The sequence below is a fragment of the Roseburia hominis A2-183 genome, from assembly GCF_000225345.1.
GTDB classification, from domain to species: Bacteria; Bacillota; Clostridia; order Lachnospirales; family Lachnospiraceae; genus Roseburia; species Roseburia hominis.
In genome coordinates, this window is the sequence record NC_015977.1 from 148,483 (window position 1) to 172,601 (window position 24,119).

Here is a 24,119-nt window from a genome sequence, read left to right on the forward strand (position 1 = left end):
ACCGGGAACATAGAGGAGCCATGTATCACACGGAGGTGGTAAGAGATGGAAATAGAGAGTATGAAGAGCGGAGCGGCAGCGTCGTATCAGGGAAGTGCGGCAGCGACATCCACAAAAACGCCGGATACTGCGGTACAGCCGGAAGCATCCACACAGGCAGGGCTGTCGCAGACAGCAGATAAGAAGCCCGCGGTGCAGAACTTTTTTACAGAGAAGGATCAGGAGGATAAGGATCCGTCCCAGGAAAAAGATGCAAAGCAGGGAACACAGTTAAAAAAAGCGGTCAATGATCTGAACAAACAGATGAAGAACTCGGAGGCGATCTTCGGAATTCACGACAAGACGAACCGTGTTACAATCAAGATCATCGACAAGACCACAAAGGAAGTCATCAAGGAGTATCCGCCGGAGGAGACACTGGACATGATCGCCAAGGTATGGGAGATTGCGGGAATCCTTGTGGATGAGAAGTTATAGAAAGGAACGGTGAGCATATGCCAATTCGTATTACTGGATTAAATTCAGGACTGGACACAGAGGCGATCATCTCGGCTCTGGTATCGTCGTATAACTATAAGACCAACAAGTACAAAAAAGCGCAGACCAAGCTTTCCTGGAAGCAGGATGCCTGGAAGACGCTCAATACCAAGATTTACAGCTTGTATTCCAGCGTGGGTAATCTCAGATTATCCAGCGCATACAATCTGAAATCCACCACGGTGTCCGATACCACCAAAGCTACAGTGACAGCAAGCAATACTGCGCCGAGCGGTACACAGACCCTGAATGTTATCAGTGTGGCGCAGGCGGGATATCTGACCGGCGGCCAGCTGGATAGCAGCGTGTCCACAGGCACGACGCTGGCGGAGCTTGGCTATACCGGTGGGGACGGTAAGATCAATCTGACGATGGGAGACGGAACGACGACTTCCATTACGGTAACACAGGGGACGACGGTTGCGGGCTTCCTTGCATCATTGAAGGACGCAGGCGTCAGTGCGAATTACGATGAGACGAACCATCGTTTCTTTATCAGCTCCAAGAGCACCGGAAAGGATAATGATTTTACACTTACAGGCGGCGATGCAGATGGTATCAGTGCATTGACAAAGCTGGGGCTGAATGTACAGTCCAAGGCAACCGATGCCACCTATACGTCTTATACACAGTATTATGATGCAGATGGCAATAAACTTAACCAGAATATCACGGATGCGATCGCAGCTTACAAGGCGGCGCAGGAGGATTACAAGACAAAGTCGGCACAGAATGCCAATCTGACCGCATCCTATGGTTATGCCAGCGCTTATTCGGCAATGATGGATGCCTTAAAGAGCAGCGGACTTTCCGATGCAGATCAGAAGAAGCTGCAGACACTGCTTGGAATGACGGCATCCCAGCGAGTGGATTCCCTGATGGATGCAAACGGAAATGTCTACACGAAGTCCGATACGGACAGTCTTGGTAATACCATTTACAGCTATAAGGATGAGAACGGTGATACGACTTATATCCGCAAGATGGTTACCTATGAAGATGGCAGCAACAACGTTTACACCAAGAATGACGACGGTACTTACACAGACGGTGACGGTCATGTATGGACAGCGACCGGCGGGAAGGACACAGACGGCAATGCCACGTATTCATATACGGCGGATGACGGTACGGTGAACACTGCCACGATCAAGGAGAACACCAATTACTATGAGGTAACCGCAGAATCGCGTGGAACCGGTTATTACAAGTATACAGACAGCAATGGTGTGACCTACACACAGAATGACAACAATACTCTGGCAGGTTCTGACGGGAATACATACAAAATCAGCAGTGGCAATCTGGTACAGATCGACAGTGACGGTAATGAAGTAGCAGACGGCAAGACAGTTGCACTTTCTGCCTGCACACAGAGTGAAATCCAGAAGATGGTGTATCATCAGAAAGCCGCAGCAACAGATATCGGCCGTGCCGCAGATGCGCTTACAGATTTAAAAGAAGCAAACAAGGACACCCTGACAGATGATTTTGTCAACAAGATGACCTCAAATGTTGAGAAAGTCAATGCGTTTGAAAATGCGGAGGATACGTTAGACAGCGCTGACAGTGCTTCCAGAGCGAGCATTGCAGCAGCGGTAAAGAATGCCTATGCGGCGAGTGGTTCAGCGGGGGTGACGACGCTTACCAATACCTACGCATCACAGATTACTGCCAACAAGACAGCCATGAAGGCAGACCAGGATGCCATTGATAAGAATGCGGTATTGTCGAAGCTCGCGGCGATGGATGAGACATCTGCAGAGTATGCAACCGCATTTGCAGACTTTGTGAGCCAGGTGCAGAGTGCCCATGAGATTCAGAACGGCACGAACATAACGTACAATTCAGATGCTAAGAAGATCGATGGTACAGATTCCGAGATTCTTCTGAATGGAATCAAATATACCAGTTCGCTCAATACATATACCATCAACGGTCTGTCGATCACTGCATTGCAGGCAACCGGTGCGGGAGATACGAATGCGATTTCTATTACCACATCGACAGATACACAGGGAATTTACGATAAAGTAAAGGATTTCCTGACACAGTACAATGCGCTGATCAATGAGATTACATCACTCTACAATGCGGATTCCGCAAAGGGTTATGAGCCGTTGACTGATGATGAGAAAGATGCTCTCTCGGATTCCGAGGTGGAGAAATGGGAGCAGAAGATCAAGGATTCCCTGCTGCGCCGTGATGAGAGTCTGGAAAAAGTCATGAATGCCATGACATCCTCAATGAGCAAGGGCTATGAGGTAAACGGAAAGACCTATTATCTGTCCAACTTTGGCATTAAGACTCTCGGCTACTTCAATGCGCCGGAGAATCAGGAATATGCATACCATATTGACGGGGACGAGGATGACACCGCTACGTCCGGAAATGCCGACAAGCTGATGGCGATGATCACTTCTGATCCGGATACGGTAATTTCCTTTATGCAGCAGCTGACAAGCGGTCTCTATGATGCAGTCGGCGAGAAGATGAAGTCATCTACCTTAAGCAGCAGTTACAAGGTATATAATGACAAGGAGATGGCATCAGAATACAGCGATTATACCGATCTTATCAAGAAATGGGAAGAAAAACTGCAGGACAAAGAGGATTATTATTACAATAAGTTTTCCGCGATGGAAACAGCATTATCCAAGCTGAACAGCCAGACATCCTCACTGTCGAGTCTGTTTGGAAATTAGACGGCATAATGCCGTGAAAGCGTCTCTGCTGAGTGCATAAAAGCACCGGCAGAGACGAATATATGTATGGAGGACAACCATTATGTTAGCAAATCAGGGATATGCAGCATATGCCAATAACAAGATTATGACCGCTTCCCCGGCAGAACTTACTTTGATGCTTTATGAGGGGGCAATCAAATTCGCCAATCTTGCGATCGAGGGGATCGATGCGAATGATATTCAGAAAGCACACAATAATATTATGAAGGTGCAGCGTATTATTGAGGAGTTTCAGAGTACACTTGACCATAAATATCCGGTGGCAAAGGATTTTGACGAGGTCTACAACTATCTGTTGATGCGCCTTCGCGAGGCAAATATCAAAAAAGATAAAGACATCATGGAAGAGGTGCTAAAGCATCTTCGTACCATGCGTGATACATGGAAGGAAGTTATGAGAACGGCACATGCATCAAGATAGAAGCAACGGTGTGTCGGTTACAGCAGATTGACAGGAGCAGCGAATGGAGAAGAATCCATATCTTACAATCATGATCCAGAGCCTGAAGAAAAAAAGTGCGGTTCTGGATGCGATTATTGAACTGAATATACGACAGAAGGAAGAACTGGAGAATCCGGGTCTTGATCCGGATGACTTTGACGCCTGCGTGGAGGAAAAAGCAAAGCAGATCGAACAGTTGGAGCTTCTTGACGCCGGATTCCAGGAGGTTTACGATAAGATAAAAGCAGATCTGCAGACCAATCAGCAGGAATACCGCGAAGAGATTGCGGAAATGCAGGAATACATCCGCAGGCTGACTGATAAGAGCGCAACGATTCAGGCGCAGGAGGCGCGCAACAAAGATCTGATGACGCAGAAGTTTGCCTCTGTGCGCAAACAGGTCAAGGAAGTGCGCAAGAGTCAGAAGGTCGTCAATCAGTATTACAAGAGCATGATGAAGTCCGGCTATATGGAGCCGCAGTTTACGGATAATAAAAAATAATTGCAGATAGTAAAAAGATTTTTCTTTTTTCTATAAAGTATCGTGACTTTCGTCCGATATATATTACAAGTAAACAAGATAACAATTGTTACTTGAGGTGGAAGCTTAAGCGGAGCGTACGGCCGGGAGAGGCAGAAACCACATTACAAAGCACATGCAGCATGGATGCTGCATCATATTCAAGGAGGAAACAATTATGGTAGTACAGCACAATCTTACAGCAATGAACGCTAACAGACAGTTAGGTATCACAACAGGCGCACAGGCTAAGTCTTCTGAGAAGTTATCTTCTGGTTACAAGATCAACCGCGCAGCAGATGACGCAGCAGGTCTTACGATTTCCGAGAAGATGAGAAGCCAGGTTAGAGGCTTAAATAAAGCTTCTGACAACGCACAGGATGGTGTATCCCTTATTCAGGTAGCTGAGGGTGCATTAAGTGAGACACACTCCATCTTACAGCGTATGAATGAGTTAGCAACTCAGGCAGCAAACGATACCAATACAACCTCAGACAGAACTGCAGTTCAGCAGGAGATCAACCAGTTAGCATCTGAGATCACCAGAATCGCTTCTACAACTCAGTTCAACACAATGAACCTGATCGATGGTAACTTCACAAGTAAGAAGCTTCAGGTAGGTTCCCTTTGCGGACAGGCTATCACAATCGATATCTCTGATATGTCTGCTACAGGTCTTGGCGTTAGCGGATTAGTAGTATCTTCCTTCTCTGCAGCTGGTAAGGCAATGTCTGCAGCTCAGGATGCTATCAGCTACGTATCTTCTATGCGTTCTAAGCTGGGTGCATTACAGAACAGACTTGAGCACACAATCTCCAACCTGGACAACATTTCTGAGAACACATCTTCTGCAGAGTCTCGTATCCGTGATACAGATATGGCTGAAGAGATGGTTGAGTACAGCAAGAACAACATCCTTGCTCAGGCAGGACAGTCTATGCTTGCTCAGGCTAACCAGTCTACTCAGGGTGTATTATCCTTATTACAGTAATCATTATTGTAGTAAATTTAAAAGCCGGCAGTTTACTGCCGGCTTTTTTCAGCTTAAAGGTCAGATAGCGAATGAGTAAGATAGAGGAACATAATCGATGGATACTGTAAAATTAAGAACAGACATAGAACATGCAACCGAGTGCCTGTACCAGAACAGGGGGCAGGATGGATTGGAAGCAGTCCGCAATTTATTGCCGCAGTTTCAGGAAATGATACAGGCAATCTATGCAGGGGCAGACAGTGCGCGTGCGCTCGAATTTCTGGAAGTGTTAAAAACTTTAATCGAGAACTATCAGGCTCAGGATATGCTGGGGATGGCGGACTGCCTGAAGGGATTGGCAGAGGAAATGATCCTTTGCCTGGAAGCAGAAGAGAATCAGAGTCCGGAGAAATAAGGGGAACGAACAGATGACATTGCTCGATAAGAATGAAAAAGCATGGAAACAGAGAAATAAAGCGCTTCTGGAACAGCTTTATTCTATAACGATAGATAACAATATCATAACGGCAGAGACAGAGAAGCAGGAGAAGATCTTTGGAATTCAGACGACGAACAGGGTCTGGTATTTAAACAGCAGACTGGATCCGGAAGCAGCGGCAAGCTGCTATGCAAAGCGGTATCCGCCGCGGATTTACGAGACCTATTTTGTGTTTGGATTGTCGGATGGACGACACATCCGGGAACTGCTTGGGCAGTGTGACGACACCAATCATGTCATCGTGTATGAGCCAAACGCTTCCTTTTTTTATCTGGTGAACTGTGTCATGGATTTGTCGGATCTTATTGCGGATGACAGACTGCAGATCTGCGTTCCCGGGGTGACGGCGGATATAGAAACCATTATGAGATTTACGCTGCAGGATCTGAATTTTATGATTATGGAATTTTGTATTCTGCCGGGATATGATGTCTTGTACCATGATGCGTGCGAGGAATTCATGGATGCGATACAGGAACGTCTGCAGGAAGAGATTGTACACAAGAGCACGCGGCTGACCTTTCAACGCATGGTGCCGCAGCATACGCTGTACAATATGAAACATATGATCGGATGCAGAAATATTTACCAGATCAGGCAGGCACTTGAGGGATTAAACGTCGAGGAGATACCGGCGATTCTGGTGTCCGCCGGACCGTCCCTGGATAAAAATATTTCAGAATTGAAAAAAGCACAGGGAAAGGCATTTATTGTGGTGGTTGACGCCGCGCTGCGCACGGTGCTGCGGGCGGGCGTAAGACCGGACATGGTGTGTACGATTGACCCGGAATCCCCGGACCGTTTCTTTGAAAATCTGGATGTGACGGATCTGGCATGGTGCTGCAACCGCATTACCCGTCCGTGGGTATTGGAACACTGTGCGAAGCGGGTGTACTATTATGGCTTTTTTGAAAAGCGCTGGAATCAGATCCTGGATGAGAACATGGAGTACCCGTTTCCGGATATTCCGTCCGGCGGCTGCGTTTCTGCGACGGCGTTTGCGCTTGCATGCTATCTGGGCTTCCGCAAGCTGATCCTGATCGGCCAGGACATGGCGTTTACCGGCGGAATCTCACATACGGCGGGAATTGAAGGGGCGTTCGGCGACAATGACGAATATATAAAGAGCCGAAACCGGATCCAGGTCGAGGGAATTGACGGAACCATGTTAGAGACGGATTTCCAGATGTGGTACTACAAAAAATGGTTTGAGAAGGCGATCCGTGCGAACGAGGGGCTGATTGAGGTTATCGATGCGACAGAGGGAGGCGCACGCATCGAGGGAACCCGGCTTATGACATTGAAAGATGTCGTCGCGGAATATTGCAGTAGACCGCTTCCGTTCGAGGAGATTGAGAAGAACATTCCGGATGCATATTCGGCGGAGACGAAGACAAAGCTGGCAGCGGAATGGCATAAGATGCGCCAGCAGATTGACAGCATTGGCACGCAGGTAAAGCAGGGACTTGCGATACAGGAGAAGCTGCTGCAGGAACTGCGCCAGCAGCGGTCTGTGGCGGAACTGATGCCAGACCTGAAGCGTATGATGGATCACAACGAAGAACTGGAACAGCTTCCGCTGTTTGGTATGATGGTGTCTTATGCGCAGACAGAAGAATATGCGCTGGGAGATGAAATCTATCAAAAAGAAGAGATGGGAATCGAGGAACTTGTAGAGAAGAATTATACCCTTTATCAGGGATATGAGAGAGCCGTATCGCTTCTGACGGAAGACATTGAAATGTATGCCTAAAAAGACTGCCGCATAAAACGGGAGGTTGATTTGAGGTGCTAAGTAATATGATAAGAAACACATCCCACCGATTTCAGATGGAAATGCAGATGGAATATTCATTGAAAAAAATGCGTGCATTTCTTCCCGACGGGCTTTTGCATCGGATTCCGTGTCTCTTCCACGTTTTGACAATCCACGGAATGTGTCCGACAAACCGCAGACAATGAGCAGATTCCCTAGTGTCCCTAGCGGCACTGCTTCACAGACAATATAAAACCGCGCGAACCGAACTCGCCGTCATCAGCTATTGAAAACAGGGCAGATGACGGCTCAGACAGCGGCTTCGCGCGGTTATGTTTTGTTCATCAGTGCCGCAAGGGACACACGAGAATCCTAAAATTGTCTGCGGATTGCGGACACACCCGTGGAGTGCTCAAAACTTGGAAAAACACGGATCATCGCAGATGCAAAACCCGTCGGGTTAGAAATGCCGTATTTTTTGATCCGAATTTCCAGATGCATTCCATCTGAAATCGAAGGGCATGTTCTTCTCCTCATATTACTTAGCGCGTCAAAGCGACTGTCCGTTTTATGCGGCGGTCTTTTTAGATAACATTCAACATAGCGTTGACGCGGTGGACAAACGTGTGGGATTCCGACATTTTCCCAAGGCAGTTTGCCGCGATCTGTCTTCTCTCAGCATCATGTGAGAGGTAGTAAGTGATTTTGCCAAGAAAATCATCTTCGCTCTCATAAAATACGAGATCTTCGCCCGGCTGAAAATCATCCAGGAAATCTTCCTGATAGTTCGTCAGCAGGAAACCGCCGCTGCCCATGATGTCCATGCAGCGGAGCGGAATGCCGGAATGAATACTCTTTAACGTGATGTTCAGGTTGATGCGGCTGTGTTGAAAAATGTAGGGCATCGTGTCGTAATAGTCAACGGGACCGATGTACTCCGCCTTTGGGAGCAGAGGACTGGGATGGTGTGTATACAATTTGAGTGGAAAGCGGTCGGAGGCAAGGCGCAGCAGTGACAGGCGCTCGTTGGATGTAATTTTCCTGCACAGGAAGTAGTTGGCATATACAAATGCAGCGGATTCCGTGCCGTCCGGAAGCGGCTGGTACGGGCATGCGGCCTGTAGATCCTCAAGGATAGGCGGCGTGAGCAGATCCTCAAGAAAAAAGTAGCCGTAGACGTTCTGCTGTGCGAGCATAATGGAATCGAGGTAGCCCCTGGTATAGTCGGATAGACCGTTCAGCCGTTCAAAAAGATTATGCTCCTCGTTGTATAGCGATCCCACAAATGAAACGTCGGAGGATACCTGCGGAAGCAGTGCGTCCGGGCACTTCATGGCAGAAAGGCGGGATACGTTTGCCGCGAGCGGAAGATAATATACGGTTGGGATTCCTGCGTTATGGAATTCCAGATAGGTCGCCTTGTCAAAAAGAAATACATAATTGCAGGAATTGATCAGCGTGTAGGAGTACAGCGTGACCAAGGGGCTGTCGTATACGTACGAAATGTATTTCAGATGATGCTTCATGCAACAGTTTGACAAAATTGGAAAATAATTAAAGGAAAAAACAAAATCGTAGGAAAAACGGGAAACGGCGGCGTCAAACTTCTCCTCGTAAGAAACATTCTGCCTGTCGTTGTACGCCTCATGAAAAAAGAGGTCGCAGGTAATGCCGCAGGCGGTAAAGGCGTCTATCATATCCTGTTTGGCAAAAGCCGGTGAGTCTAAAAATAAAATTCGCATAAAATCCTCCGTCTAGGAAAGACCGTAAGCCAGTGCAATCATCTGCAACAGCCGTTCCGGGTAAGTGTGGTATTTTTGAACTTTTTCAAAACCATTGTGTGCAATCTCTGCACGGTCCTTGTCATGGGACAGGTAATATTCCACCTTGGCAAGCAGATCATCCTCACAAGAGAAGCAGTCGAGATCCTCGCCGATCGAAAAACAGTCCGGCAGTTCACTCTGTGCATTCGTGAGCAGGAACCCTCCGCATGCGAGAACATCGAAAATGCGGAGCGGAAGCCCAGTCCGGATGGAACGGGAGGTAATGTTGAGGTTGATTTTACTGTTCGCAAATACAAGAGGCATCTGGGTGTGCGTCTTTACGCGTCCGCAGTTTCTGACCGGAAGCCCGGTGGTGTCGCTTCCCGTGTAAAGGCATACCGGGTAGCGGCTGCCAAGCGAGCGCATGATAGAGATGCGCTCTGTGGAAGAGATCTTGGGACACAAATAGTACTGCGCAGCCACAGCACGGTCATCGCGCCTGGAATTCTCAGGCGGAATGTAGAATTGCGGCATGGCATCGCGGAAAGAATCAACGATGATGTCCGGCAGCAGTTCTTCGAGAAGATAGCAGCCGGGTAATTGCATCTGTGCATCCATAATACCTTCCAGATAGCCCTTCAGATACGCATCTTCGGTCTGAAGCCGGTCGTAAGGACATTTCTCGGTGTATAATGAGCCGACGAACGAAATATCGGCGGAATATTTCCGGATCAGATCGGGGGTGGCGTTCCTGATGACGGGTGCGTAGCGGGCAGGATTGCCGGCTAACGGAAGATGAAAGATACATTCCGGGTTCTGTGGATGAAAATCCTCGTACTGCGCGCGGTCAAATAGAAAAATGCGGTTCCACGGAAGCCGGATCGAATTGGAAAAAAGCTCCAGCACCGGAGCGTCCACCGTCAGACACAGGTAGCGGATCTGAAAGATATTACATACTTCTGCAATAAAAGGGTAAAAATTGATGCTGAACACGAAGTCGTAACTGTGACGCATCAGCTCGTCCTTCAGTGCGGTCAGTCCTTCGAGCGGAGTTGTGTTTTTGTTGTAGATTTCAAGACATATCTCAGAGACCTGATTCCCAAGTTCTTTAAAGCCGTCGATTATATCCGGTTCTACAATGCTGCCGTAGCGGTAACACAATATATTCATAGATCGTTCCTCAATCATCAAAAAAATTGAATTCCATATATGATTATTATATAATAATTACATGCACACTGACAAGGGTCAGCGGGGATAAGAAATGAGGAGACGGCTCATGAAAAAGATACTGGTGATAAGAGGGATTTCAGCGTATGACGTACTGGGAAGAGCGGCGGATGAAATCTGTGAGGGATTCCGCAAATGCGGATATCAGGTAGATATGATCGGGGCGACAGAACCCGGAGCGGATGACAGGTTTATAGAATGTCTGGAACACCGGGATCAGTATGCATTTTATTTTTCCATACAGGCGATCCTGTGGAATCTGGAAAGCGAAAATCTGCCGGAACTTGCGGAGATGAAGCGTGTCGGCTGGATTGTGGACGATCCGGTGTACCACCAGAAAAGAATCTGGGGAAGCCTGGGAACAAACGCCCGTCTTCTGATGGTGCGCGATTCGCACGCGGCGCAGCTGCGGGAGGAATTTTCAAAGTTCGAGCGGGTGGAGACGCTGTATCATGGCGGATTTCTGCCGGAGGGCCGGGTACCGTACCACAAGAAGGACATTGCCTTGTTTTTTCCGGGAACGTACAAACCGCTGCGGGATTCCGAGAGCAGGATTGACGCGATACCGGGCGTGTTCGGAACCATAGCAAAACAGGTAATGCCCCGCATTGTGGGAGAGCATCTGGCGAGCTCCTGGACAGAGGAAGTGCGGAACTATCTCCGGGAGATCGGATTTGAATACAGTGAGGATGAGTTTTTTGCGATGCAGAAAGTGCTCGAACCGCTGGACCAGTACCAGAGAGACTATATGCGCCAGAGCATCATAGAGACACTCCTGACAAACGGTCTGAAAGTCGCGGTGGTCGGTGCTGGATGGGATGCCTATGACGGCGCGGGCAGGGAAAATCTGGAAATACTTTCCTCAGAGGGCGTCGATATCACAGAAGTGATAAAGCTGATGCAGCGCTCGCGCATTGTGATCAACAATACGAACATACTGGACGGCATGCATGAGCGCATTTTTACGGCGATGCTTGCGGGAGCCGTGTGTGTGACAAACGAGTACACGCTGTTGAGCAAATTACTGGTACCTGAAAAGGAGATTGTGACCTTCCCGCTGAACAGACTGGAGGAGCTTCCGCTTCAAATCAAAGATCTTCTGGAGCATGAGGAACGGGCGGCGGAAATTGCCGAAGCGGGGTATCAGAAAGCGCTGGCACATCATACCTGGCAGCACCGCGGGGAGCAGATCGTAAAATGGATGGAAGACGGCGGCGATTTTCAGTATGAATAGAGGTTATGAGAACGGACAAAAAGTTCGATATAAACTATGATATGGCAACAGGATGTTGCGGGAAAGTAGGAGGCTTACATATGTTAAACGGAAAGACAATATTGGTTACAGGCGGAACGGGATCCTTCGGAAATGCGTTTACGCAGTATGTGCTGGATCATTATGATGTGAAGAAGATTATTATTTATTCCAGAGATGAATATAAGCAGTTTATCATGAGCAACAAATTTAAAAAGTACGGCGATAAGCTCCGGTTCTTTATCGGAGATGTCAGAGACAGGGAGCGTCTGTACCGTGCGTTTGACGGAGTGGATTATGTCGTTCATGCTGCAGCATTAAAGCAGGTTCCGGCGTGCGAATATAACCCGATGGAGGCAGTGAAGACCAACATTAACGGAGCGATGAATATCGTCGATGCAGCATTAGACTGCGGCGTAAAGCGCGTGGTTGCCCTGTCCACAGATAAGGCGGTAAATCCGATCAACCTCTATGGCGGTACAAAGCTTGTATCGGACAAGCTCTTTATTGCCGCGAATGCATATGCGGGAGCCAAAAATGTCTGCTTTTCCATCGTGCGTTACGGCAATGTTGCGGGAAGCCGCGGATCGGTTATTCCGTTCTTCCGTAATCTGGTAGAGAACGGGGAGAAGGCGCTTCCGATTACCGATTATCGGATGACACGTTTCTGGATCAGCCTGGATGAAGGCGTGCAGCTTGTTATTAAGGCACTGTCGGAAGCCAAGGGCGGTGAGACGTTTATTTCCAAGATTCCTTCCTTTAAGATCACAGATCTCGCGCAGGCGATCCTGCCGGGATGTGAGATGCCGGAGGTCGGCATCCGTGAGGGAGAGAAGCTTCATGAGATCATGGTTACGCGTGAGGACTCCATGATGACCTACGAATATGAGAAGCATTTCATTGTATATCCGCACTTCGAGTGGTGGGATGATTCCAAGATCCAGGCAGGCGGCAAGCGTGTGGAGCAGGGCTTTGAGTACAGCTCGGGAACCAACACGGAATGGCTGTCGGTAGAACAGATTCAGGAAATGCTTAAGACTGTGAAAGAACACTAATGGAGGAAATCAATCATGATTAAATATTGCAAGAGATGTTGCCTGCCAAGTACCAAACCTCATCTTTCTTTTGATGAAGAGGGAATCTGTAATGCCTGCAGGAATTATGAGAACCGCAAATCCGTAGACTGGGATGAGAGAAAAGCAGAGCTGATGGAGATTCTGGACCGCTATCGTTCCAAGGATCACTCAAACTGGGACTGCATTATTCCGGTCAGTGGCGGAAAAGACAGTACCTATCAGGTAATTACCATGCTGGAGCTGGGCATGAACCCGCTCTGCGTGACCGCGACAACCTGCGATCTTACACCGATCGGAAGAGAGAACATCGAGAATATCAAAAAGATGGGTGTGGATTACATCGAAGTGACGACCAACCGTGTGGTACGTGCGAAGCTCAACCGCATCGGACTGACAGAGGTAGGAGACATTTCCTGGCCGGAGCATGTCAGCATTTTCACGGTACCGGTGCGTATGGCGGTGAACTTTAACGTCCCGCTGATTATCTGGGGAGAGAATTCGCAGAACGAGTATGGCGGACCGGCGGCAGCAGTTGAAAATAACGTGCTGGACCGCAGATGGCTGGAAGAGTTCGGCGGTATGCTCGGTCTCCGCGTGAATGACCTGATCGGTCAGGAAGGCATAACGAAAAAGGATCTGATTCCGTTTACGTATCCGACGGATGAAGAGTTGAAGCGCGTCGGCGTGACGGGAATCTTCCTGGGATACTACATTCCGTGGGAAGGCCTCCACAATGTTCTGGTTGCAAAGGCGCACGGATTTAAGAGCTGGGGCAAAGTGGTCGAGGGCGATTATGACGACTATGAGAATCTCGATAACTATCAGGCGGGAATCCATGAATACTTCAAGTACCTGAAGTTCGGATTCGGACGCTGCTCGGATCAGGCATCCATGCATATCCGCAGGGGACGCATCTCCCGTGAGGAGGCAATGCAGGTGGTAAAGGAGCGCGACGGCGCATTCCGCTGGACTTACCTGGACAAAAAGCTGGAGGATATCCTCGAGCCGATCGGTATTACGGTAGACGAGTTTATCAAGATCTGCGATGAGTTTACGAACAAGAAGCTTTTCCTGACGGACAAGAATGGTAAGCTGATCAAGGATAAAAACGGTAATCTGACCAAGATAAACTATGACAATGTAGAAGAGAAAGACAACAAATAATGGAAACAGTCATTATAGATTATGGAATGGGCAATCTGCTTTCCGTACAGAGAGCGTTTGAAAAATGCGGATCGGATGCGGTAATCATCGATAATCCGCTCGACCTTAGGGAGGCAGAGCATATTGTGCTTCCCGGGGTCGGCGCTTTCCCGGATGCAATGAATAATCTAAGAGACGGCGGATGGATTGAGGAATTAAACCGCGCCGTGCTTGAAAAAGAGACACCGATTCTTGGAATCTGTCTTGGGATGCAGCTGCTGGCAGAGCGGGGCTATGAGGTCTGCGAGTGCGAGGGACTGGGATATATTCCGGGCGAGATCGTGCGTTTTGAACAGACACAGGCGAAGGAAAGAATCCCGCATGTCGGATGGAACGACATTGAAAAGCGCGTGGAAACGCCTCTCTTTGATGGAATTGAAGATGGAACGAACTACTACTTTGTGCACAGCTATCATTTTAAAGTGAGGGATGAGGAGAATATTGCCGCGGTTACTCCGTACTGCGGTGAGTTTGTCTCGGCAGTGGCAAAAGATCATATTGTCGGTACGCAGTTTCATCCGGAGAAGAGCCAGAAAGCCGGTTTTCGCCTGATTAAGAATTTTCTGGCGATGTGACGGAAGAGAGAAAGGGAGCAGAGATAGAGAGATGTTAAAAGTTCGCGTGATTCCTACCTTGCTGTACAAATCAGTAGGCCTGGTGAAGGGTGTGGGATTTAACTCCTGGAGAAGAGTGGATACGGTATTGCCGGCGATTAAAGTATACAACATGCGCGAGGTGGACGAGCTCATTTTGGTGGATATTGAGGCAACCAAAGAGGGGCGCGATCCGGATTACGAGTCCATCCGTGATTTTTCGAGAGAGTGTTTTGTGCCGTTCTGCGTGGGCGGCGGAATCTGTAATATAGAGCAGATCCGGCAGCTCCTCCGGGCCGGTGCGGATAAAGTTGCGATCAACAGTGCAGCGTACGACAATCTGGAACTGATAACGGAAGGCGCCAGATTATTCGGATCACAGTGCATTGTGGCAAGCATAGACTGCAGGAAGATCGACGGTTCCTACCGCTGTTTTTCGCATAACGGCGAAGTTGACACGGGATATTCGCTGGAAGAATGGGTCCAGAAAGTCGTGGAAGCCGGTGCCGGTGAGATTCTGCTGACCTCGGTGGAACTGGATGGAACCATGCAGGGCTACGATGTAGAGATGATAAAGATCGCGACAGAGTTAGTGAATGTTCCGGTGATTGCATCCGGCGGTGCCGGCAGTTACGAAGATATGTACCAGGCAATTACGCAGGGCGGAGCATCGGCGGTTGCAGCGGCGAGCATCTATCATTTTACGGAACAGACACCCAGGGAGGCAAAGGAATATCTGGGAGAGCGGGGCATACCGGTACGAATCAAATAATGGTTTTGCGGGTGCGCCAAAATAAGGAGCGAATATGGAACTCGGAACATTCATCGGACAAATCTGCCGTTATAGCAGGCAGGAATATTTTGAATGTTATGGACAGATAGAAGAACGGCTTCATAATTTGGAGAAAATACTGGGAACGCTGGAGGAATCGCAGCGCAGCATGATATTGGAGCAGATGGAGCACCAGGCAGGAGAAGCACCTGTCTGGATGCGGATACATCTGCTTTCTTTTTGTATGAAAGTGTCAAAGACGCCGGCTTATACGCAGGAGCTGCTGCAAACAGTGCTGGATGCAGACTGGAATGAAGTGGGGGAATATGAGAAGCTCAGCGATTACTGGCAGATTGGTACGGCTGTGTTTGCCGATGCGCGGCTCAAAGGGGAGCGGACACAGGAACAGCTCGCGGCGCTGTACCGGATGCTGTTTGATGCTTTCTGCGGGGCGCTGGGAATCAAGGGACGGAACTATGTTCCGGTAGAGGAGAGAGACGGGAATCTGGTCTTTGTGATGACCTCACAGGTGCTCGGCCAGAACCATGCGCCGACAAAGACATTGCTCGACCGTTGCCTGGTGCTAAAGAAGTACCTGAGGAAGAAGGTCGTGATCATCAACACGGCGATGCAGATTTCCGGAAAAGGTGCGGGGCCGTTCTACGATCTCTGTGAGGCGGGCTATCTGCCGGAATTGTGCAGCTTTGATCACATCGAGTTTCAGGGAGAAGTGTTCGAGTTTCATCAATGTGCGAATGATATGCCGAATCTGGATACGATGGTACAGCTGGTGCAGATGATTCGGGAGCGGAAGCCCTGTTATCTGCTCGATATCGGAGGAAGCGACATCTGTGCGGATATTTGCGGTATGTTCGTGCCGGAGATTACGGTGGGGACGGTTTTTTCGGCGGTGGCGATGTCCTGTGGGGAATACCAGTTGCTGGACGGAAAGCCGGGAACAGGAGATCTGCCTGTGCTGGAACGCCTGGGAGTGGATGCGGAAAAAATAGCTGCTGCCAGATTTACATTTGTATTTAAGCCGCAGGAACACCACTATACCAGACAGGAGCTGGGGATCTGGGAACACGGATTTGTCCTGATGATCGTGGGATGGCGGCTGGATTCGGAAATTGCCGATGATTTTCTGGCGATGCTGGATCGGATTGCCGCACAAAGAGAGAATGTGCAGGTAGTCTTTATGGGACGCTATGAGTCCTGGCAAAGCATACAGACGGGCTATGAGAGACTGTGGAAGCATACGCGGTATCTCGGGAAACAGGAGGATGCGCTCGCCGTTTTCGCGTGCGGAGATCTCTATGTGAATCCCAGACGTGCAGGCGGCGGAAGCTCTGTGGCGGAGGCGCTGTATCAGGGACTGCCGGCGGTGACGCTGCCCGAAGGAGATGTCTCGGCTGCAGCCGGCGAGGCGTTTCGCGTGCGTGATTATGAACAGATGGAGCGGGAGATCCTGCGCTACATGGATGATGCCGGATATTACGGCCGGCAGTCCGCCCGCGCCAGGGAGCGTGCGAAGGAACTGCTCGACAGCAGAAAAAGCTTTGGGGAAGCGATTGAAAAGCTGGAGGAGAAGATAAAAGATGGTGTGTCGTGCTAAGCATACCTTGCTTTGATAAGTAATACTATAAGAAACACACTTGGGGATTTCATGTGGAAATGCAACTGGAAATTCGGATCAAAAAATATGGCATTTCTAACCGACCGGATGTCTGCATCTTCGATGATCCGTGTCTTTCCAAGTTTGGAGCACTCCGCGGGTCATGTCCGCATCCCGGAAGACAATTTGTAGGACTTTTGTGCGTGTCCCTTATGGCACCTCTGAGCAAAACATAACCGCGCGAAGCCGATGTCTGAGTCGGCATCTGCCTTATTTTCAATAGCAGATGCCCGCGAGTTTCGGTTCGCGCGGTTTTATATTGTCTGTGAAGAGGTGCCATTAGGGACACCAGAAAGTCCGCCCATTGTCTCCGGTGTGTCGGACATGCACCCGTCGGATTGTCCAAACGTGGAAGAGACACGGAATCCGATGCAGACATTCAGCCGGAAGAAATGCTCACATTTTTCTCCAACGAATTTCCATCTGCATTTCCATCTGAAATCCCACGATGTGGTCTTCTTATAGTATTACTTATCACCCAAAAGGGGGCTATGCTTATCGCGACAGCTCGTTCTTTCTAAAATGATCTCGTATTTTTCGATAATGTCGAGCAGCTGCTTATGCTCCAGCCGGAGATTGCTGATATAATTGATAACTGTCGGATCTGTCACAATCTCATGCAGGGTGTGTTCCATCAGATCTTCATAAAAGGGAACGTCTTTCGCATAATCCCACCAGAGCTGTTCGATGTCGCAGTGAAAACAGTTGCCCTCCCACGGCTTGGAGCCGCAGAAATGAACGATGGCAGCCTGCGTGCGGACGGTCTCATAGTGCAGATTGTGTGCGGTATACGCTGTCCGTGCGGGCAGGTTGTAGACTTTGGGATCAAGCGGAAGAACAGCGGAAAGTTCTTTTTGCAGGAAAAATGGCTCCCAGGATGCGTCACAATCCAGATTGAAAAGCAGTACCCCGTCTGCAATGCCGGACGCTGTCTGGCAGGCAGCGAGCATATGATGCGTCAGGTCGGCTGCATACAGCGCGGACAGGGGGGCATTGACAATGACGTCGGAATCCAGATAGAGGATGCGCGGCAAATCTGCCGGGAGAATCCGGGGAATAGACAGATAAAAGAGACTCTCTGGGGCTGCCGGTGCAGCGTTGTCATCTGCGGAAAGCGGAATCTGATCCTCCGATAGCCGGCAGTCGTTTATGACAAGCGGATGCGTGTGGGTCAGTGTGCGCAAAAAATCAAAATCGGCAGGGCACAGTTCCCGATGCAGGACATAGACGTCAATGGGACATGCATTATTTTTCAGAAGGGAATGAAGCATGACATAGGTGTATGGCAGATAGTATTTGCTGACAGATACCGCAATGTTCATTGGTTCGGGCTTCATGAAATGGTTCCTCCGTGCGTTTCTAAAAGCTGTTCGTAGGTTTCAAGTTTCTGGTAGAGTGCGGCGTTTTTTTGCGCCAGATCCGCAATGTACGGATTGAGCGGGGAGTCCATAATATTTTCGCGCAGGGCCTCCTCCAATAACTGGCGGTAAAACGGCGTGTGTTTTGCGTATTCCCACCAGAGCCATTCGATGTCATAGTGTAGGAAGTTGCCGCGCCATGGCTTGGAGGACGCATAGTGAATGATGACACCCCGCTGCTTTAATTCGTCGTAATGGATATTATAGTCGTCATATCCGTATCGCGCATTCAGATTGTACAGAAAGGGATCGACAAAAAGTGTGTCCTGGTAATGACAGTAATTTAAGAGATCCTGATCCGGATATTCGATCGCATAATGCAGTTTCCTTGCCGTATCCATATAGGTCTGGAAGGAATAGTCCGGGCGGAGGGCGGCGAGATTGTAAAGAATCATGCCGGAGTTGAAATAGGAAAAACCGTGTTCAAAGAGCGGTGCAAATAAAACATCCCGGTAATTTCCGAACGGGGGATGGCAGGTAAATTCTTTGCAGGCAGCGATAAGCTTTGAACCAAAATCCAACTCATACAGATCATAGACCGGCGCATTTACAATAATGTCGGTATCCAGGTAAAGCGCACGGTCGACCGAAGCGGGAAGAAGATCTGTGATCGCAAGCCGGAAGTAGGCTTCGATCCCCCAGCTGCTGGTTTTAAGAACTTCGGGTGGAGGAAGCAGGGAATCCGGAACATACACCAGGGATATATGCACGGCAAACTGCTGACTTAATGTCTGCAGGGTGGCTTCATCCTCGGGGGTAAGCTCATGATGCAGAATATAGACCGATACAGGTTCCGGGTGATGGCATAAAAAAGAGTACAGCATCACATAGGCGTACTTTACATAAAGCCGGTTGATAGCGATGACCAGATTGATAGGCGTATGATTCATAAAAAATATCCTTTTCTGAGGTTATAATATCTTAAGGTTATATCGGTTTAGACGGAGGGAAAGTTAATAAATGGATCGCAGATACCGATATAATAAAGTAGACTTTATGAGGATTTGAGAATGATAAAAACAGTAAAAAAATCACAAAACAGTAACTGGTTTATGGATCTTCTGCTTGACGAAACAATCTGTGCCGGAACCGTGGCGGTTCCGCGTGAGATGGTTCGTCTGGCAGGCGGGGTGAATAAAAGACTCGGGGCAAAGCAGAAATATGAGCTGCTGCTGCGGATCGCCGCAGAGACGCCGGTTGAGCTTGAGGAGAGAGACGAGGACGCGTGCGGACAGGAGAATAGGATTGTGTTCGACGATGTAGAGAAGCCGGAGAATACCGGTCTGGGCTGGCGGACGGACTGCTACGTTCTGGGAAAGTACAGCGCACAGCTGCAGGAAGCCGGCTATTTTAATGCTGCCATCGAGGCGGTGCTCGCGGAGGCACAGATGGAAGGGCGCTATGAAGAGACGGTTTCCTATCTGGAAGGGATGATCGGGCATAAGGAGGAATATTACCGGATCGATGAGGCAGCACAGCCGATTCTGATCTACAAGGGAGACCCGGTATGTTATAACATACTCACGATCTTTGCGGAACAGCTCGGAGCGGCTCTTGAACGCAGGGGAGAGCGGGTTCTTTATTTCGATCAGGAAGAACACGATCCGCGTGAAATTATCCAGTTTAAGGGAAGGCATTTTAAGGCGGTGATCGGGGTACAGTCCTGTGCGTTCTCGATTAAGATGGAGGACGAGGTCCACTATCTGCACGAATACATATACGGTCCGAAGTACAATTTTTTCCTGGATCATCCGATCTGGGGAAAGCCGCACTTTGAACATCATTATCCGGATTTTCATGTGCTGGTACTGGATCAGACATATGCCGATTTCTTCCGGCGCTTCTACAAACAGGATGCGATTCTTTTCCCGCCGGCAGGAATGGAGACGGGGGAGGATTTCATAGAGCGGATCTATGACCTGACATTCGTCGGCACCTATGGCGGGTATGAGATGCAGCTGCAATGGATCCGGGAACAGGAACGTCCGTTGCGCTTCCTGGCGAACCGTTTCCTGCTTGTCATGCGGAAATATCCCAACCTGACCGCGGAGGCGGCGTTTTCCAGAACGCTGGAGCACTACGGGATAGAGCTGACGGATGAGGAATTTGTGGAAAAAATGTATGCGGTCAGACGGGTGATTTACGGCGCGATGCACTATTACAGGCACCGTGTGATCGAGACGATCTTACAGGCCGGAATCCGGCTGGATGTGTTTGGCGACAGCTGGACGCACTGCCCGCTTCGGAAATATCCCAATCTGATCTGCCACCCGGGAGTCACCGTGGAGGAGGGACTTCATGTGTGGAGACAGTCCAGAATGTCCTTAAATGTGATGTCCTGGCACAAGAGCGGCTTTACGGAACGGATGGCGGGAATTATGATGGCGGGAGCCGTGCTGGTTACGGATAACACCGGGTATCTTCCCGGCAGGTATGATGAGAATGATATGATTATTTTCGACCTGGAATATCTGGAAGAACTGCCGGGAAAAATAAAGAACGTGCTTGGGGATGAAGAAAAGAGATGCCGGATGGCAGAGAGCGGCAGAGAGAAGACGCGGAGGGAACATACCTGGGATAAGCGGGCGGAGCAGTTCCTGGAACTGCTCGACAACCGGTAATCAGCAGTCTTTGGATTCTGCGGCAAAGACGGTCAGCATATGGGTCAGCTGGGTGTGATAGGAGAAAAGATCACAGGCCCGCCCGTATCCATGTGCGGCAATGGCACAGCGTTCTTCCTCATGCGCCAGGTAGTAGCAGACCTTTTGCTCCAGATCATCCATATCGTTAAAGTAGACAAAATCGACATCCGGAGTGAAATATTCGCATAATTCCGGCTGATAGTTGGAGAGAAGAAAACCGCCGCAGCCTAAAATATCAAGTGCGCGGAGCGGAATGCCGGAAGTGATGGAGCGCAGCGTGAGGTTTAAGTTGATCTTCGAACGGTAGAAAACATCCGGCATTTCCGCGGTGTAGGATACCGTTCCCTTTGAGAGAACATCCGGACAGCATGCGGTGTCGGAACCGGTGTAGAGGGCGACAGAATGGGAAGCCGCCAGACGGTTTACGGCTTCGATCCGTTCCTGTGAGGTGACTTCCTTTTGAATGATGCTGCAAAAAACTTCCTTTGCAGTCAGCATTTCATATTCCGCACCGGAATAAGGCATGAAAGCGGTGAATTCCGCGAGCCTTCCGGGAGTAAGAACCGGCGAGATGAGGTCGATTCCCCACACTTCCTTCTGGGCAGCAATGATGCCTGCCAGATAGCCGCGCAGATGGTTCGGCGCGTAGCGGAAGGAACTGTAATGGGAACTCTCATAGAGAGAGCCGACAAATGAAATATCGTGCATGTAAGTATCGGGACGGAGCAGACCGCCTTCGGATGAAATGCCAAGCTGTTCCTTAAGCCGTGCTGTGTTGACAGCAAGCGGAAGATGGAATGCGTGTCTGGCACCGCGCCGGATGACTGACTGGCACATATCCCGGTCAAACAGAAAAAGATAGTTACAGGAGTTGCGCATACTGTTAGAATAAAGCGTATAGTGAGGACAGTCAAAAACCCAGCAGATATATGGTATGTGAAGGGACTCCGCCATATCGGAAATCAGCGGGAAAAAGTTAAAGGTAAAGACTGCATCATAGGTCTGCGCCTGCAGCTGGTCCCGGATGTCGGACTTGACGCCGCCGGAAAAGTAATAGGAAAGCTCATGCATACAGGGGGAGACCTGATGTCCCAGCGCCTGCATGGAGAATAAAAAATCTGACGTCGTATTTTCTTGCCAACTGTAGTAGAGGATATGCATTGCATGTACTTCCTTTCCGAGACTTGTCTGATAAGATTATATAAAAAAACAGGGAGGATGGCAACGATTATGAAAATAGCGGTGATTACCTGTGTGAACAATGAGGAAGAGTATGCACAGGCGCTTTCTTATATTGACCGTCTGCATGTGCCGGACGGATATGAACTGGATGTGATTGCAGTGCGGGAAGCACCGTCTATGGCAGCCGGCTACCAGATGGCGATGGAACATACAGATGCCAGATATAAGATCTATATGCATCAGGATACATTCATCATCAACAGGGAGTTCCTTCAGGACATGCTCTCCGTTTTTCGGAGCGATGACAGGATCGGGGTGATCGGAATGGTTGGATGTGATGATGTCCCGATCAATGCACAGGCGGTTGCGGCATGGAACGTCGGATGTGTCTACCATAACTGTATCCCGGCCAGGGTGCAGTACACACAGCGTGTAGACAGGCAGCCGGTTGACGTGGAGGCAGTGGACGGACTGTTGCTCGCAACACAGCATGATGTGCGCTGGCGGGAGGATCTGTTTGATGGATGGGACTTTTACGATATTTCGGAGTGCTTTGAGATGCGGCGGGCCGGCTACCGTGTGGTAGTGCCGTACCAGGATAGTCCGTGGTGTTATCATGACAATACATACAGCAAAATGCTGAATTATTACAAATACTGTGAAAGAGCGGTCGGGGAGTATCAGGACATCAAACCGTTTGTGGCAGGCGAGGTAAGTGCAAGGCGCAGGGAATATGACAGACTCAGAGAGGATTCGAGAGAGGAACTGAAACGGCTGGTCAACGCTGGAAATCAGGGAGAACTGATAGAAATCTTTTCCGACCCGAACAACCGGGGTTATCTGCATCTGCGCGAATACGAGATACTGGCGGACATTGCGCGCGGCGAACGGGCGGAGGGCGAGATGCGGTTCTGGCAGGCGGGAGAGACCTGTGAGGAGCTCGTCCGGAAGATAAATGATCTGAAATACAGATTAAAAAGAGTGGAATTCGGTGCGGATCAGGGAAAACCGGACATTCTCTACATCCTGAAGAATTATTCCGTCTGTGCAATAAAAACGGTTGCAGCGGCATATGAAGTGGTGGACGAACGGGTATGGAAACGGCTCGCGGAAAATATGTAAGATAAGAGGAGGAGAAAAGCGATATGGAGCGAAAAAATGCGGTTGCGGTCATTACGGCGCGCGGAGGAAGCAAGCGGATTCCGCACAAGAATATAAAGGAGTTCTGCGGGAGACCTATTATCGAGTATTCGATAGAGGCGGCATTAAAGAGCGGCGTGTTTGACGAAGTGATGGTATCAACGGATGACAGCGAGATTGCCGAGATTGCAAAACGGGCAGGGGCAGCAGTCCCGTTTTACCGTTCAAAGGAAGCGGCCGGAGATTATGCGGCAACGCACGAAGTAATTCTGGAAGTGCTCGAAGAGTATGAAAAGCGTGGAGTGACATTTGAAAAAGTGTGCTGTATTTATCCGACGGCGCCGTTTCTGACGGCGGATGTGCTTAGGGAGAGCATGGAGCGCCTGGAGCAGACGGGGGCAGACGGGGTGGTTCCGGTTGTGGCATATTCCTTCCCGCCGCAGAGATGCTTTGTCATTGAGCAGGACAGGGTGAAATACAAGTGGGAGGAGAACCGCTTGAAGCGCTCGCAGGATCTGGAGCGGTATTATCATGATTGCGGACAGTTTTATCTGCTACGGGTAGAAGCATTCCGGAAGGAGCGCAGCATGGTCTTACACAACACCATACCATACATTATGGATGAGATGAAGGTACAGGATATCGACACGCCGGAGGACTGGAAGCTTGCAGAAGTGAAATACCGGCTTGGCATGTAAA

At 49.4% G+C, this 24,119-nt stretch carries 21 protein-coding genes; 16 read left to right on the plus strand and 5 right to left on the minus strand.

Annotated features, from left to right (window positions below; translation table 11 throughout):
* The first annotated feature begins 45 nt into the window (after nucleotides 1–45).
* The 7 genes from RHOM_RS00670 (at nucleotide 46) to RHOM_RS00700 (ending at nucleotide 7,471) form a co-directional block, all read left to right on the plus strand.
* Nucleotides 46–477, plus strand: coding sequence for a flagellar protein FlaG (locus RHOM_RS00670; RefSeq protein WP_014078350.1), 432 nt, complete (start codon nucleotides 46–48; stop codon nucleotides 475–477).
* Nucleotides 478–494: 17 nt separating this feature from the next.
* A complete protein-coding gene (fliD, locus tag RHOM_RS00675) occupies nucleotides 495–3,242 on the plus strand; it encodes a flagellar filament capping protein FliD (protein ID WP_014078351.1) in 2,748 nt (915 codons plus the stop codon).
* 82 nt (nucleotides 3,243–3,324) lie between these two features.
* Complete coding sequence (fliS, locus tag RHOM_RS00680; protein ID WP_014078352.1) at nucleotides 3,325–3,705, plus strand: flagellar export chaperone FliS; 381 nt, start codon at nucleotides 3,325–3,327, stop codon at nucleotides 3,703–3,705.
* Nucleotides 3,706–3,748: 43 nt separating this feature from the next.
* On the plus strand, nucleotides 3,749–4,228 hold the full coding sequence (gene flgN / locus RHOM_RS00685; protein WP_014078353.1) for a flagellar export chaperone FlgN: 480 nt from the start codon (nucleotides 3,749–3,751) through the stop codon (nucleotides 4,226–4,228).
* Between the two features lie 196 nt (nucleotides 4,229–4,424).
* Nucleotides 4,425–5,237: a flagellin N-terminal helical domain-containing protein gene (locus RHOM_RS00690; RefSeq protein ID WP_014078354.1), complete on the plus strand. Its 813-nt coding sequence runs from the start codon at nucleotides 4,425–4,427 to the stop codon at nucleotides 5,235–5,237.
* A gap of 97 nt (nucleotides 5,238–5,334) precedes the next feature.
* Nucleotides 5,335–5,634: a hypothetical protein gene (locus tag RHOM_RS00695; RefSeq protein WP_014078355.1), complete on the plus strand. Its 300-nt coding sequence runs from the start codon at nucleotides 5,335–5,337 to the stop codon at nucleotides 5,632–5,634.
* Between the two features lie 13 nt (nucleotides 5,635–5,647).
* Entirely contained in the window at nucleotides 5,648–7,471 is a 1,824-nt protein-coding gene (locus tag RHOM_RS00700; RefSeq protein ID WP_014078356.1) for a motility associated factor glycosyltransferase family protein, read from the plus strand.
* A gap of 587 nt (nucleotides 7,472–8,058) precedes the next feature.
* On the opposite strand, the gene RHOM_RS00705 is transcribed toward RHOM_RS00700, so the two are convergent.
* Both RHOM_RS00705 and RHOM_RS00710 read right to left on the minus strand, forming a co-directional pair.
* Nucleotides 8,059–9,216, minus strand: a complete 1,158-nt coding sequence (locus RHOM_RS00705; RefSeq protein ID WP_014078357.1) for a CgeB family protein — start codon at nucleotides 9,214–9,216, stop codon at nucleotides 8,059–8,061.
* A gap of 12 nt (nucleotides 9,217–9,228) precedes the next feature.
* Nucleotides 9,229–10,407, minus strand: a complete 1,179-nt coding sequence (locus RHOM_RS00710) for a CgeB family protein (protein ID WP_014078358.1) — start codon at nucleotides 10,405–10,407, stop codon at nucleotides 9,229–9,231.
* A 109-nt stretch (nucleotides 10,408–10,516) separates the two neighbouring features.
* On the opposite strand from RHOM_RS00710, the gene RHOM_RS00715 reads away from it, so the two are divergent.
* The 6 genes from RHOM_RS00715 (at nucleotide 10,517) to RHOM_RS00740 (ending at nucleotide 16,978) form a co-directional block, all read left to right on the plus strand.
* The gene (locus RHOM_RS00715; RefSeq protein WP_014078359.1) at nucleotides 10,517–11,701 is read left to right on the plus strand and encodes a glycosyltransferase family protein; all 1,185 of its coding nucleotides are present in this window, start codon (nucleotides 10,517–10,519) and stop codon (nucleotides 11,699–11,701) included.
* Nucleotides 11,702–11,781: 80 nt separating this feature from the next.
* Nucleotides 11,782–12,774: a UDP-N-acetylglucosamine 4,6-dehydratase (inverting) gene (gene pseB, locus RHOM_RS00720; RefSeq protein WP_014078360.1), complete on the plus strand. Its 993-nt coding sequence runs from the start codon at nucleotides 11,782–11,784 to the stop codon at nucleotides 12,772–12,774.
* A gap of 15 nt (nucleotides 12,775–12,789) precedes the next feature.
* Nucleotides 12,790–13,959 (plus strand): N-acetyl sugar amidotransferase, encoded by a 1,170-nt coding sequence (locus RHOM_RS00725; RefSeq protein WP_014078361.1) that lies wholly within the window; start codon nucleotides 12,790–12,792, stop codon nucleotides 13,957–13,959.
* Entirely contained in the window at nucleotides 13,959–14,573 is a 615-nt protein-coding gene (hisH, locus tag RHOM_RS00730) for an imidazole glycerol phosphate synthase subunit HisH (RefSeq protein WP_014078362.1), read from the plus strand. The genes RHOM_RS00725 and hisH overlap by 1 nt, the downstream gene beginning before the upstream one ends.
* A gap of 31 nt (nucleotides 14,574–14,604) precedes the next feature.
* Nucleotides 14,605–15,363, plus strand: a complete 759-nt coding sequence (hisF, locus tag RHOM_RS00735; protein ID WP_014078363.1) for an imidazole glycerol phosphate synthase subunit HisF — start codon at nucleotides 14,605–14,607, stop codon at nucleotides 15,361–15,363.
* A gap of 34 nt (nucleotides 15,364–15,397) precedes the next feature.
* Nucleotides 15,398–16,978 carry a glycosyltransferase gene (locus tag RHOM_RS00740; protein ID WP_014078364.1) on the plus strand — a complete coding sequence of 527 codons (1,581 nt, stop codon included), beginning with the start codon at nucleotides 15,398–15,400 and terminating at the stop codon, nucleotides 16,976–16,978.
* 527 nt (nucleotides 16,979–17,505) lie between these two features.
* Here RHOM_RS00740 and RHOM_RS00745 read toward each other — a convergent pair.
* Both RHOM_RS00745 and RHOM_RS00750 read right to left on the minus strand, forming a co-directional pair.
* Nucleotides 17,506–18,375 (minus strand): glycosyltransferase family 8 protein, encoded by an 870-nt coding sequence (locus RHOM_RS00745; protein ID WP_014078365.1) that lies wholly within the window; start codon nucleotides 18,373–18,375, stop codon nucleotides 17,506–17,508.
* Nucleotides 18,372–19,346, minus strand: coding sequence for a glycosyltransferase family 8 protein (locus RHOM_RS00750; RefSeq protein ID WP_014078366.1), 975 nt, complete (start codon nucleotides 19,344–19,346; stop codon nucleotides 18,372–18,374). The genes RHOM_RS00745 and RHOM_RS00750 overlap by 4 nt, the downstream gene beginning before the upstream one ends.
* Before the next feature lie 120 nt (nucleotides 19,347–19,466).
* Between RHOM_RS00750 and RHOM_RS00755 the strand changes: the two genes are divergently transcribed.
* On the plus strand, nucleotides 19,467–21,077 hold the full coding sequence (locus RHOM_RS00755; RefSeq protein ID WP_014078367.1) for a glycosyltransferase family protein: 1,611 nt from the start codon (nucleotides 19,467–19,469) through the stop codon (nucleotides 21,075–21,077).
* Here RHOM_RS00755 and RHOM_RS00760 read toward each other — a convergent pair whose 3' ends face one another.
* Nucleotides 21,078–22,259, minus strand: a complete 1,182-nt coding sequence (locus tag RHOM_RS00760; protein ID WP_014078368.1) for a DUF3880 domain-containing protein — start codon at nucleotides 22,257–22,259, stop codon at nucleotides 21,078–21,080.
* A 57-nt stretch (nucleotides 22,260–22,316) separates the two neighbouring features.
* On the opposite strand from RHOM_RS00760, the gene RHOM_RS16425 reads away from it, so the two are divergent.
* Nucleotides 22,317–23,402, plus strand: a complete 1,086-nt coding sequence (locus tag RHOM_RS16425; RefSeq protein ID WP_052298507.1) for a glycosyltransferase family protein — start codon at nucleotides 22,317–22,319, stop codon at nucleotides 23,400–23,402.
* Between the two features lie 23 nt (nucleotides 23,403–23,425).
* Entirely contained in the window at nucleotides 23,426–24,118 is a 693-nt protein-coding gene (gene pseF, locus RHOM_RS00770) for a pseudaminic acid cytidylyltransferase (RefSeq protein WP_014078370.1), read from the plus strand.
* Nucleotide 24,119 lies beyond the last annotated feature (1 nt).

Excerpts from the sequence above, each read along its gene's own strand:
- RHOM_RS00670 (WP_014078350.1), top strand. The coding sequence starts at position 46 with ATGGAAATAGAGAGTATGAAGAGCGGAGCGGCAGCGTCGTATCAGGGA.
- fliD (WP_014078351.1), top strand. The coding sequence starts at position 495 with ATGCCAATTCGTATTACTGGATTAAATTCAGGACTGGACACAGAGGCG.
- fliS (WP_014078352.1), top strand. The coding sequence starts at position 3,325 with ATGTTAGCAAATCAGGGATATGCAGCATATGCCAATAACAAGATTATG.
- flgN (WP_014078353.1), top strand. The coding sequence starts at position 3,749 with ATGGAGAAGAATCCATATCTTACAATCATGATCCAGAGCCTGAAGAAA.
- RHOM_RS00690 (WP_014078354.1), top strand. The coding sequence starts at position 4,425 with ATGGTAGTACAGCACAATCTTACAGCAATGAACGCTAACAGACAGTTA.
- RHOM_RS00695 (WP_014078355.1), top strand. The coding sequence starts at position 5,335 with ATGGATACTGTAAAATTAAGAACAGACATAGAACATGCAACCGAGTGC.
- RHOM_RS00700 (WP_014078356.1), top strand. The coding sequence starts at position 5,648 with ATGACATTGCTCGATAAGAATGAAAAAGCATGGAAACAGAGAAATAAA.
- RHOM_RS00705 (WP_014078357.1), bottom strand. The coding sequence starts at position 9,216 with ATGCGAATTTTATTTTTAGACTCACCGGCTTTTGCCAAACAGGATATG.
- RHOM_RS00710 (WP_014078358.1), bottom strand. The coding sequence starts at position 10,407 with ATGAATATATTGTGTTACCGCTACGGCAGCATTGTAGAACCGGATATA.
- RHOM_RS00715 (WP_014078359.1), top strand. The coding sequence starts at position 10,517 with ATGAAAAAGATACTGGTGATAAGAGGGATTTCAGCGTATGACGTACTG.
- pseB (WP_014078360.1), top strand. The coding sequence starts at position 11,782 with ATGTTAAACGGAAAGACAATATTGGTTACAGGCGGAACGGGATCCTTC.
- RHOM_RS00725 (WP_014078361.1), top strand. The coding sequence starts at position 12,790 with ATGATTAAATATTGCAAGAGATGTTGCCTGCCAAGTACCAAACCTCAT.
- hisH (WP_014078362.1), top strand. The coding sequence starts at position 13,959 with ATGGAAACAGTCATTATAGATTATGGAATGGGCAATCTGCTTTCCGTA.
- hisF (WP_014078363.1), top strand. The coding sequence starts at position 14,605 with ATGTTAAAAGTTCGCGTGATTCCTACCTTGCTGTACAAATCAGTAGGC.
- RHOM_RS00740 (WP_014078364.1), top strand. The coding sequence starts at position 15,398 with ATGGAACTCGGAACATTCATCGGACAAATCTGCCGTTATAGCAGGCAG.
- RHOM_RS00745 (WP_014078365.1), bottom strand. The coding sequence starts at position 18,375 with ATGAAGCCCGAACCAATGAACATTGCGGTATCTGTCAGCAAATACTAT.
- RHOM_RS00750 (WP_014078366.1), bottom strand. The coding sequence starts at position 19,346 with ATGAATCATACGCCTATCAATCTGGTCATCGCTATCAACCGGCTTTAT.
- RHOM_RS00755 (WP_014078367.1), top strand. The coding sequence starts at position 19,467 with ATGATAAAAACAGTAAAAAAATCACAAAACAGTAACTGGTTTATGGAT.
- RHOM_RS00760 (WP_014078368.1), bottom strand. The coding sequence starts at position 22,259 with ATGCATATCCTCTACTACAGTTGGCAAGAAAATACGACGTCAGATTTT.
- RHOM_RS16425 (WP_052298507.1), top strand. The coding sequence starts at position 22,317 with ATGGCAACGATTATGAAAATAGCGGTGATTACCTGTGTGAACAATGAG.
- pseF (WP_014078370.1), top strand. The coding sequence starts at position 23,426 with ATGGAGCGAAAAAATGCGGTTGCGGTCATTACGGCGCGCGGAGGAAGC.